Genomic DNA, 10,009 nt, shown 5'->3' on the forward strand with positions numbered 1-10,009 from the left:
GTGGGCGCGGCTCCACGCCGACGTCGCCGCCCGTGCGCCCGGCCTCGCGCTCGACGGCGTGCTGGTCGAGGCCATGGGCGCGCGCGGGATCGAACTGATCGTCGGCGCGCGCAACGATCCCGATTGGGGGCCGGTCATCCTGGTCGGCTTCGGCGGGGTGCAGGCGGAGATACTGAAGGACGTGCGGCTGCTGCCCCCCGACCTCACCCCCGCGGCCATCGTTGCCGAATTGCGCGCGTTAAAGAGCGGCGCGCTGCTCGACGGCTGGCGGGGGTCGCCGGCGCTGGACGTGGAGGCGGTGGCGGGGATCATCGCGGCGCTGGGCCGGGTGCTGCGCGGCACGCCCGCGATCCGCGAGATCGACCTCAACCCGGTCGTCGTCTATCCGCGTGGGCAGGGCGCGGTGGCGCTCGACGCGCTGATCCTGGCGGACGTCGCCGCCGCGTGACGCGTCAGGTCGTCATCGTCGGCGCCGGACCGGCGGGGCTGCTGCTCGGCCATTTGCTCAAGGCGGAAGGCATCGACGCGGTGATCGTCGAGCGTCAGGCGCAGGCCTATGTCGAGGGGCGCATCCGCGCCGGCGTGCTGGAGACGGTGACGACGGGTCTGATGCGCCGGCTGGGCATCGACGTGCGGATAGACGCCGAGGGGCTGGTAGAGGACGGCTTCAACCTGGCCACCGACGACCGGCTGATCCGCATCGACCTCAAGGCGCTCACCGGCCGCCACGTCACCGTCTATGGCCAGACCGAGGTCACCCGCGACCTGTTCGCCGCCGCACCAGGCCGAGGGCTGGAGATCGTCTGCGAGGCGGGCGACCTCGCCATCCACGATCCCGAAGGCGCGCCGTTCGTCACCTTCACCCGGAACGGCGTGGAGCAGCGGATCGCCGCCGCGTTCGTGATCGGCTGCGACGGGTTCCACGGCCCTGCGCGGCGCGCGATCGCCGCGGCGGGCAAGGCGGAGGCATTCCAGCGCGACTATCCGTTCGGCTGGCTCGGCATTCTGGCGGACGTGCCGCCGTGCCACCCCGAGCTGATCTACGCCAACACCGTCGACGGCTTCGCACTCGCCTCGATGCGCTCGCCGACGCGAAGCCGCTATTACGTCCAGGTCGCCGCGACCGAGACGCTCGATCAGTGGTCGCAGGAGCGGCTGTGGGACGAGCTCGCGCGGCGGTTCGATCCGATCTCCCGACGTCGGCGTCACGCGCGGGCCGGCGCTGGAGATGTCGATCGCGCCGATGCGCTCGTTCGTGTTCGAGACGATGCGGCATGGGCGGCTGTTCCTGGCGGGCGACGCGGCGCATATCGTGCCGCCGACCGGGGCGAAGGGGCTGAACCTCGCCGCGTCCGACGTCGCCTATCTCTCCGACGCGCTGATCGCCTTCTTCCGGTCCGGCGCGGAGCAGGGGCTGACCGGCTATCAGGCGAGGGCGCTCGCGCGGATATGGAAGGCGGAACGGTTCAGCTGGTATCTGACGAAGCTGATGCATCGCTTCCCGGAGGATGGTCCGCTCGAGCGCCGGATGCGAGCGGCCGAGCTCGACTATCTCGCCACCTCTCGGGCGATGCAGACTGCGATCGCCGAGAATTACATCGGACTGCCGCTCTGACGGCATCGCCCGACCGTTGACCCGGTCCGGCAGGGCCTTAACGAACCGCGCCATGAGCATCATGGCGTCGCTGCCGGAGCAGCCTGGATCAGACGAGGCGGTCACCCTGGGGGTGCTCGGCGATCTAACCGGCTATCATCTCCGCCGGGCGTCGGGCGCGGTCGCGGCCGATTTCCGCCGCGCGCTCGACGGCACGGGGATGCGCCAGGTCCTGTTCGGCATCCTGTCGGTGGTCGCCGACAATCCGGGGATCAACCAGGGCGCGGTCGGCCGGGTGCTGGGCATCCAGCGCGCCAACATGGTCGCGCTCATCAACGAACTGGTCGATGCCGGATCGATCGATCGCCGAGCCGCGGCAAACGACCGGCGCGCGTTCTCGCTGGCGCTGACGCCGGCCGGCGTCAGCGCCATGCGCGAGTGCGCGCACCGCATCGCCGCGCACGAGGAGGCGATGCTCGCCGACCTGTCGGCGGCCGAACGCCGCGTGCTGATCGAGATGTTAGGCCGGATCGAGGCGCGGGGCGGCGCCTAGCCGAGCACCGCGAGCGTCCGCCGGTCCGCGAACAGCGCGGCCGCGCCGACTGCGGAGCCCAGCGCCATGATGGTCGCGACGGCGGGCAGGCCGTTGCCCGTCGCGAACAGCCAGCCCGCAAGGGCAGGGGCGAGCGCGGAGCCGCCGCGCCCGACGCCGATGATGAAGCCGGTGGCGGTCGCGCGCAGCTCGGTCGGAAAGGCCTGCGCCATCAGCCCGTACAGGCCGACGATCCCCGCGTTGGTCGCGAACCCGGCCGCCGCCGCGACCAGCGACAGGCCGGCCAGGTCCTTCTGTCCCTGGCCGAACCAGATCACCAGACCGGTCGAGAACAGCATCGCCGTCACCGTCAGCCACAGCAGCCGCGCGCGCGCGGTCAGCAGCCCCAGGGTGCCCGCGCCGGCCGCACCGCCGACGCTGGCCCAGACCAGCACGCCGGCCGCCAGCGGCGGGCTGAACCCCATGTCGACGACGATCTTGGGTATCCATTTCAGGATGAAATAGAAGGTCATGACGTGCGCCAGATAGGCGAGCGTGAGCAGGACCGTCCGACGCGCGACGGTGCCCGAGAACAGCGCGGCGAGGCCGATCGACGGGCGGACGGTCGCGTCGAGCAGCACCAGCCGCTCCACCGTGGCGTGGCCCATCCGGCGCAGCGTGGCGTTGATCCGGGAGAGCGCGTCGGGCGGGCGGCGGTGCATCAGGAACGCGATGCTTTCCGGGGCGCGCCAGAGCACCAGCGGAATGAAGCAGGCGGTCACCACGCCACCGAACACGAAGATCGCGCGCCAGTCGTAGCGGGCCAAGAGCCAGGAGGAGGCGAGGCCGCCGACGATCGTGCCGACCGGATAGCCGCCGGCCATCAGCACCACGGCGATGCTGCGCCGGTCGGCGTTCGTCACCTCCGCCACCGCCGCGTTCGTCGCCGCCAGCATGCCGCCAATTCCCAGGCCGGTGAGCAGTCGCCAGCCCGACAGCGTCTTCACGCCGCCCGCGGTCGACGCGCCGATCATGCCCGCGGCCATGATGGCGAGGCAGACGAGCATCACGCGGCGGCGCCCCGACCGGTCGGCCAGCCGGCCGAGCAGGATCGAGCCCACCGCCATGCCGATCAGCTCCATCGACAGCACCAGGCCGAGGGCATCGCGCTTGACGTGCCAGGCGGCGGCTATGCCCGGCGAGGCGAAGCTGATCGACAGCACGTCGAAGCCGTCGAGCGCGTTCAGCCCGATCATGATCGCCACCACGATCCACTGGAACCGCGACATCGGCTCCGCATCGAGGATCGCGCGCGGGTCGTCCATCATCGTCTCTCCGTGGGGGCGGGTCAGCCGGATGCGCTGCGTCATTCGACGGCGAAGACCTCGATCTCGACGCGGTCGGATCGCCGGATCCCGCGCCCCACGAAGACTGTGCGGCGCAGCCAGGCGTGCGGCCCGTCCGCCACCGTCATACGCGGCGCGGTGCGGAAATAGTACAGCGAGGGGTCGACGTCCTCGCCGCGCGCCATCCGCGCGACGACCGCGGGGTCGGCGGTGCGGACTCCGGGATTGACGATGTCGATCACGGTGCCGTCGTCGACGCGCAGGCTGTAGCGGGTGTTGATCTCCGTCAGCCCGTCGCGGTGGATCGCCTGCCAGTCGCCTCCGCCCGCGAGCACGACGCCGGAGAGCCGCGGGCCATGTACCCGGCCGCCCGTGATGGGCACGAACCGCGTGCGCCTCCCGTCAACCTCTCCCTGCTCCTGCGGCAGTCCCAGCCGTGCCTCGATCGTGAAGACATAGGTGAGCCGCGGCGGCGCGATCGACGGTTCCGCCGGGGGCGTTTGAGCGCCGGTCAGCACCGCGGCGAGCAGGGCGAGCATGCGGATGGTCCGGTCCTTCCTGTGGGCCGCCGGCGCGGCGCGTCAGCCGCGGGCAAAGCTGTCCCGCATCCGCGTGCGGTCGGCGGGCAGCTGGGTAATGATCTCGAACGCGGCGGCGGCCTGGTTGACGACCATCCCGCTGCCGTCGAGCGTCCGGCACCCCTTCGCCCGCGCGACGCGCAGCAGCTCGGTCTCGATGGGGAAATAGACGATGTCGGCGACCCAGTGCGCCGGGTCGATCAGATCGGGATCGATCGGCAGCCCGGGGTTGGAGAGGAGGCCGACCGGCGTCGCGTTGACGATGCCGTCGACGCCGGCGGTCGTCGCGTCGCCGATCGTGATCGCCCGCACCCGATCGGCGCCGAAATGGCGGCCGAGCATCGCGGCGAGCGCTTGGGCGCGCTCCTTGTCGAGGTCGGCCAGATCGAGCTGCCGCACGCCGATCGACAGCAGCGCGCTCGCGACCGCCGCGCCCGCGCCACCGGCGCCGAGCTGGAGCACGCGCGCCATCGCCGAACCGGGGAGACCTTCGATGACGCTCTGCCTGAACCCCGACATGTCGGTGTTGTAGCCGATCAGCCGTCCGTCACGGATCGCGACCGTGTTGACCGCGCCGACCGTCTCGGCGCTGGCGTCCAGCGCGTCCAGCAGGGGGACGACCTTCTGCTTGAACGGATAGGTGACGTTAAACCCCGCATAGCCGCCCTCACGCAGCGCTGCGACGACACGCGGTAGCGCGTCGTCGTCCAGGCCGCGGTCGGTCAGGTCGATGAGGTCGTATCGGAGGTCCAGACCCTGGGCGCGCCCCTCCTGCTCGTGCAGCCAGGGCGAGCGCGAGTGGAGGATGGAGCGGCCGACCAGTCCGGATTTCACCACGCGCCCTTCCGCCAATCGGCCCTCGTCGCCGCCCGGTCAGAAGCCAAGGCGGACCCCCAGATAGAAGGTGCGGCCGAGCGGATCGTACAGCGCGACGTCGGTGCCGTTCTGCGAACTGGCGACATAGGGCAAGCTGCGATCGGTGACGTTGTTGACGCCGGCGCGCAGCTCGTATCGGCTGGAGACCTTGACGTTGGCGAACACGTCGAACAGCGAATAAGCGGGCACGCCGACCTGGGCGGTGGCGGGGGTGAGCACCGCGCTGACGTCCGCCAGGGGGCTCTGATAGCGCCAGCGTCCCCCGAAGCCGAAGCCGTCCGACCGGTAACCGAGCGTCGTCAGGCTCTTCCAGCGCGGCGTCGCGCGCGGCGGGACGGAGTTGGTGCCGGCGCCGCCGTTGCTGATGCCGGTGTAGTCGAGGAAGGGAGCGTTGGGCAGGAGCTGGACCTTGTAGCTGCGCGTCCATCCGACCGCCGCGTCGACGTACATCTTGGCCGAAGGCGCCACGAACGACACCGGCACGCCCAGATGCGCCTGGAACTCGACGCCGTCCGTCTTGAGGCCGCCGAGGTTGAGGTACGGCGTCGACACGGTGACGATCTGTCCCGTCGCGTCGCGCTGGATCAGCTGGCAATAGCTGTTGGCGGCCGAATAGCCGGGGTTGCTGCCGTCGAGATTGAAACACTTCGACAGCACGGTCAGGCCGGGCACCGACGAGATCACGTTCTTGATCTGGATGCGATAGTAATCGATCGAGATCGAGAAATCGCGGAACAGACCCGAGTGGACGGGCGAGGTCAGGACGATGCCGGCATTGTAGGTGTCCGCCTTCTCCGGGGTGAGCGCCAGGTTGCCGTTGATGGTCTGCCCGGTCGCGGTGGTCGGGAAGGTGTAGCTGCTGACCGCGGCCGCGGGCACGCCCGTCGCGACGCAGAGCGCGGCGACCTGGCTGGCGTTGGCACCGGTGCGCGCGGTCGACCGCACGTCGCAGGGATCGCCCAGCGACGCCGGCGGCGTGCCGATCACCAGCTGGCTGCCCGACGCCGGCGCGAACAGCTCGCCGATGTTGGGCGCGCGGACGGCGCGCTGATAGCTGCCGCGCAGCAGCAGCGGCGCGAACGGCTTCCACCGTGCGTCGCCCTCGAAGCTCGTGACCGTGCCGCTGGTGGAATAGTTCGACACGCGCACCGCCCCGCCGATGCCCAGCTCGTGGATGAAGCGCCGGTTCGCCAGCAGCGGGATGTCGATCTGGCCCGCGATCTCCTTGACGTCGATCGCGCCCGACGCCGCGGCCGAGGCGATGATCGATTCGAGGTTCTGCGCGGAGAGATCGGCGTCGGGGACGAAGCGATAGCTGTTGCGACGATAGTCGCCGACGACGGCGAGCTGCGCGGGGCCGGCGCCGAGGTCGAACAGCCGGCCGTTGACCTGCAGCTGCGCCTGGGTCTGCGCCACCCGCTCGCGCGATCGGGCACTCTTGGTGATGTAGCCGGCGCACGCCTGCGACAGGCTGCGTGCGTTGGCGTCGCCGAACGGGTTGAACCCGCCCGCACAGATCGAGTTGCCGCCGTCCGCGGCATTCAGCAGCGCCTGCACGCGCGTCTTCACCACCGCATTGTTGATCGTCTGGCGGTGAATCGATTCGTCGTAGGCAGCGAAGCCGTCGAAGGTCCAGCCATCGGCGATCTTGCCGCGCAGACCGCCCAAGTACTGCTGCACATAATATTGCTCGTCGAAGTTCTTGTACGGAACGCCGACGTAGCGTCCGTTCCAGGTGAAGGCCGCCGTCGGGTTGGGCCGCGACGCCAGGACAGTGCGCAGGTCCGTCGGGATGAACGGGTTGGTGACGGGGATGGTCGTCAGCGTGCCGAACTGCGTCAGGCTGCCCCCGCTCGCGGTGCGCACGTCGAGATCGACGTACATCATCTGGCCGTAGGCGGTCAGTGACGGGGTGAGCTCGAAATCGCCCTTGAGGAAGGCGGTCTTGCGGTCGAGGCCGTTGTAGAAGTCGATCTGCTGGCCGACGGGCATGCGTACGTTGTTGCCCACGAGCAGATAGCCGCTGCCGTTGGTGGGCCCTTTGTAGTTCACCGCGCCGGTCTGGACGAACAGCGTGCCGTCGTTGTTGAACCCGAGGTTGAGCAGCGGGCTGCGCGTGCCCGTGTTGCCGTAGCGGGCGAACACCGCCTGTTCCGCCGCGGCGCTCGGCGCGTTGGTGGCGCTGGGTACGAAGGTGCCGGTGCCGATGAAGGACGACGGCGTCTTGTCGTAGAAGAAGTCGCGGGAGCTGCCGTTGACCGGGTTCTGCTTGGCATAGCTGAACGCCGCGATGATGTGGCCGCGATCGCCGGCAAAGGTCGTCCCGCCGGCGAGCGAGCCGTTGAAGCGATAGCCGTCGCCGCGCTCGCTGACCGTGTTCAGCAGGTCGACGCGAATGCCTTCGAGCTTGCGCAGCGTGCGGAAGTTGACGACCCCCGATACCGCGTCCGACCCGTATACCGCGGACGCGCCGCCGGTGATGACGTCGACTCCCTCGATGATCGCCTCAGGCAGGATGTTGACGTCGACGTTGCCGTTGATGTCCGAGACGGGCAGGCGCCGGCCGTCGAGCAGGACGAGGTTGCGGTTGGTCCCCAGGCCGTGGAGGTTGATGGTGGCACGGCCGCCGCCGCCCTGGCCGCCGGTGCCCGCGTTGCCGCCGGTCGTGAAACTGGGAAACTGGTTCAGCGTGTCCTGAAGCGTCGCCTGGCCCGATTCGCGGATCGCGGCATCCCCCACGGTGACGATCGGGCTGACGGACGTGTTGTTCGGGCGCTGGATCAGCGAGCCGGTCACCACGATGTCCGCGGAGGCGGTGGGCTCGGTCGAGTCGGAGGTCGCCTGGGGCGTGATCCGGTCGGCTGCGTCGGGAGCGACCGCGGCCCTGGCCGTGTCCGCCTGCGCGGCGGCCCCCGTCGCATCACCGGGTTTGGTCACCTGGCCCGCCGTGGTGGCGACGCCGGTGGAACCTGCGTCCTGCGCGAAGGCTGGCGCGCTCCAAACCGCCATCGCGATGACCGAAGACGACAGAACAAGGCTCTTCGCGTGCGGACGCATGTAATCCCCCCTTTTCGCTGGCGGGCTGACGCCACCATGAGGCTAACTAATGGTACGAACTCGTCCCTGTCAACTCCGGAGGAGCGTCAGTCCGGCCGAGCGACCCATGCGAGGATGATGTCGGCCACCTGCGCGGCCCGGCGGTCGATCGCTTCGGCGCTGGTCATGTCCACGTCGAAATTGTGCGCAAAGGTGAACTGGTTCGACACGTTGTAGAAGGCGAGCGCGGTAATGTTCATGTGCAGGTCGATGGGGTCGACGCCGGGCCGGAACGATCCTTCGCCCTCGCCCCGGGCGACGATCCCGCGAAGGAGCTCGACCACCCCCCGATTGTCCTCGCGCAGGTCGGTGATCCGGCGCAGATGCTCGGCCCGGTGGATGTTCTCGTTCATCACCAGTCGCACGAGCTCAGGGTGCTGGGAGTGGTAGCGCACGTCGTGCTCGATCAGCCGGCGCAGCTGATCCGCCGCGGACCCTGAGTCGATGTCGACGGCTCTCTCGCTCCGGCGGACGCGGCGATAGGCACGTTCGAGCACGGCGCGGTACAGTTCGTCCTTGCCGCCGAAATAATAATAGATCTTCCGCTTGGTCGACTTGCCGGCGATCTCGTCGATGCGGGCGCCGGCCAGCCCCTTCTCGACGAACTCGGCCGTGGCGACGTCCACGAGCTCGTTGATCGCGTCCTCGCGCATCTCGGCGCGGGTGCGGCGGGTCGGTGCGTCACGGTCGGCCAAACATGTCCTCCAGGGCAGGCACGGACAGACCCGATAGGCGATAGCATCGCCATGGTCGACACGGCCTTCCTTGGTACGAACAAGTCCGTATTACTTGCATTCTGCGGCGGCTCGGGCATGATGCCCCGGCAAAAGCCCGCGCAGGATCGACGCGATCGCGACGGGAGGGGAAGAGGAGAGCGGTAGATGAAGGCGTTACCGGCCGGCCTGCTGGCCATCATCGGCGGTGCCGCGGCGCTCGCCGCGCCCGCGCAGACCGCGCGCGTCTTCCCGGTCGCGGACCGGCCCGTCCTCGAAGATCGATTCCCCCTCGTGCCGGTCGCCTTCCCCGGCGGCGTGAAGGCCTATCGCGACGTGGTCTACCAGACCGTGCCGGGCTACCGGCCCCAGATCGTCGACATCTATGTTCCGCCATCGCCGGGACCGCATCCTCTCGTGCTCTACATCCACGGCGGCGGCTGGATGGCCGGGCAGACCCGGCAGTCGGGCGCGCTCGCCGACTTTCCCAAGGTGCTCGCCGCGTTGGCGGCGGAGGGGTTCACGGTCGCGAGCCTGGAATATCGGCTGTCGGGGGAGGCGCGGTTTCCCGCTCAGCTCCAGGACGCGAACGCGGCGCTGCGCTTTCTGCGCGCCCACGCCCGCGAGTATGCGATCGATCCGACCCGGGTCGGCCTGTGGGGCGGATCGGCGGGAGGGCATCTGGCGGCGCTGACCGCGGTAACGTGCCGCGACACCGCGCTCGACCCTGCCGCCGGCAACGACGGCTGCGTGCAGGCGGCGGTGACTTGGTACGGCGTCTACGACTTCGCCGGCATGACCGCGACGCCGGATGGCAATGCAGCCGGGGCGAAGCTGCTCGGCTGCGAGGGGACGTGCCCTGCGGACCGCATCCGCGCGGTCAGTCCCGTCACCTACATCGACGCCAAGGATCCGCCGTTCCTGCTGATCCACGGCACCGACGACCATACCGTGCCGGTCGCGCAGTCGCACCTGGGCGAGGCGGCGCTCCGAAAGGTCGGCGTGCCGGTCGAGTCGATCTACATCCCCGGCGTCGACCACAGCTTCATCGGCCGGACGCCGGCGGCAACCCGCGCGGCCACGCTGCAGGCGGTGAACGCCACGTTCGACTTCTTCCACGCCAAGCTCGGCGTGCCGCGTCGATGAGGAAGCGGGCGGCAACGGCCCTGGCCGCCGTCGCGCTTGCGACCGCCAGTGCGACCGGTGCGCAGACGCGGCCGGTCGCCGTCGATGGCGGCGCGATCGACGGCGTCGTGCTACCCTCGGGCGTGTCG

9 protein-coding genes and 1 pseudogene are annotated in these 10,009 nt (G+C 69.9%); 5 read left to right on the forward strand and 5 right to left on the reverse strand.

All coding sequences use genetic code 11. From position 1 onward, the window contains the following. The 4 genes and pseudogenes from HUV01_RS07600 to HUV01_RS07610 form a co-directional block, all read left to right on the forward strand. Nucleotides 1-448: acetate--CoA ligase family protein (locus HUV01_RS07600; protein WP_174297693.1), on the forward strand; the 448-nt coding region annotated here is incomplete at its 5' end. Continuing rightward, nucleotides 445-1,134: pseudogene (locus HUV01_RS15470) on the forward strand (FAD-dependent monooxygenase); the annotation flags it as partial. The gene HUV01_RS07600 and the pseudogene HUV01_RS15470, both read left to right, overlap by 4 nt. A gap of 133 nt (nucleotides 1,135-1,267) precedes the next feature. Then, the gene (locus HUV01_RS15475; RefSeq protein ID WP_368040007.1) at nucleotides 1,268-1,615 is read left to right on the forward strand and encodes an FAD-dependent monooxygenase; all 348 of its coding nucleotides are present in this window, start codon (nucleotides 1,268-1,270) and stop codon (nucleotides 1,613-1,615) included. 52 nt (nucleotides 1,616-1,667) lie between these two features. Then, complete coding sequence (locus HUV01_RS07610; RefSeq protein ID WP_254606467.1) at nucleotides 1,668-2,147, forward strand: MarR family winged helix-turn-helix transcriptional regulator; 480 nt, start codon at nucleotides 1,668-1,670, stop codon at nucleotides 2,145-2,147. Here HUV01_RS07610 and HUV01_RS07615 read toward each other — a convergent pair. From HUV01_RS07615 to HUV01_RS07635, 5 genes are all read right to left on the reverse strand, one after another. Then, nucleotides 2,144-3,451, reverse strand: coding sequence for an MFS transporter (locus HUV01_RS07615; protein ID WP_368040006.1), 1,308 nt, complete (start codon nucleotides 3,449-3,451; stop codon nucleotides 2,144-2,146). The two genes, HUV01_RS07610 and HUV01_RS07615, sit on opposite strands and share 4 nt — an antisense overlap. A gap of 41 nt (nucleotides 3,452-3,492) precedes the next feature. Continuing rightward, the gene (locus HUV01_RS07620; RefSeq protein WP_174297694.1) at nucleotides 3,493-4,011 is read right to left on the reverse strand and encodes a DUF3237 domain-containing protein; all 519 of its coding nucleotides are present in this window, start codon (nucleotides 4,009-4,011) and stop codon (nucleotides 3,493-3,495) included. Between the two features lie 42 nt (nucleotides 4,012-4,053). Beyond that, nucleotides 4,054-4,884: a shikimate dehydrogenase gene (locus HUV01_RS07625; protein WP_254606468.1), complete on the reverse strand. Its 831-nt coding sequence runs from the start codon at nucleotides 4,882-4,884 to the stop codon at nucleotides 4,054-4,056. A gap of 39 nt (nucleotides 4,885-4,923) precedes the next feature. After that, nucleotides 4,924-7,983, reverse strand: coding sequence for a TonB-dependent receptor domain-containing protein (locus HUV01_RS07630; RefSeq protein ID WP_254606470.1), 3,060 nt, complete (start codon nucleotides 7,981-7,983; stop codon nucleotides 4,924-4,926). Nucleotides 7,984-8,069: 86 nt separating this feature from the next. Beyond that, the gene (locus HUV01_RS07635) at nucleotides 8,070-8,717 is read right to left on the reverse strand and encodes a TetR/AcrR family transcriptional regulator (protein ID WP_254606471.1); all 648 of its coding nucleotides are present in this window, start codon (nucleotides 8,715-8,717) and stop codon (nucleotides 8,070-8,072) included. Between the two features lie 186 nt (nucleotides 8,718-8,903). On the opposite strand from HUV01_RS07635, the gene HUV01_RS07640 reads away from it, so the two are divergent. Beyond that, nucleotides 8,904-9,881: an alpha/beta hydrolase gene (locus HUV01_RS07640; RefSeq protein ID WP_174297696.1), complete on the forward strand. Its 978-nt coding sequence runs from the start codon at nucleotides 8,904-8,906 to the stop codon at nucleotides 9,879-9,881. The last annotated feature ends 128 nt before the right edge of the window (nucleotides 9,882-10,009 follow it).

The sequence above is a fragment of the Sphingomonas bacterium genome (assembly GCF_903643035.1).
Classification (GTDB): Bacteria; Pseudomonadota; Alphaproteobacteria; order Sphingomonadales; family Sphingomonadaceae; genus Sphingomonas.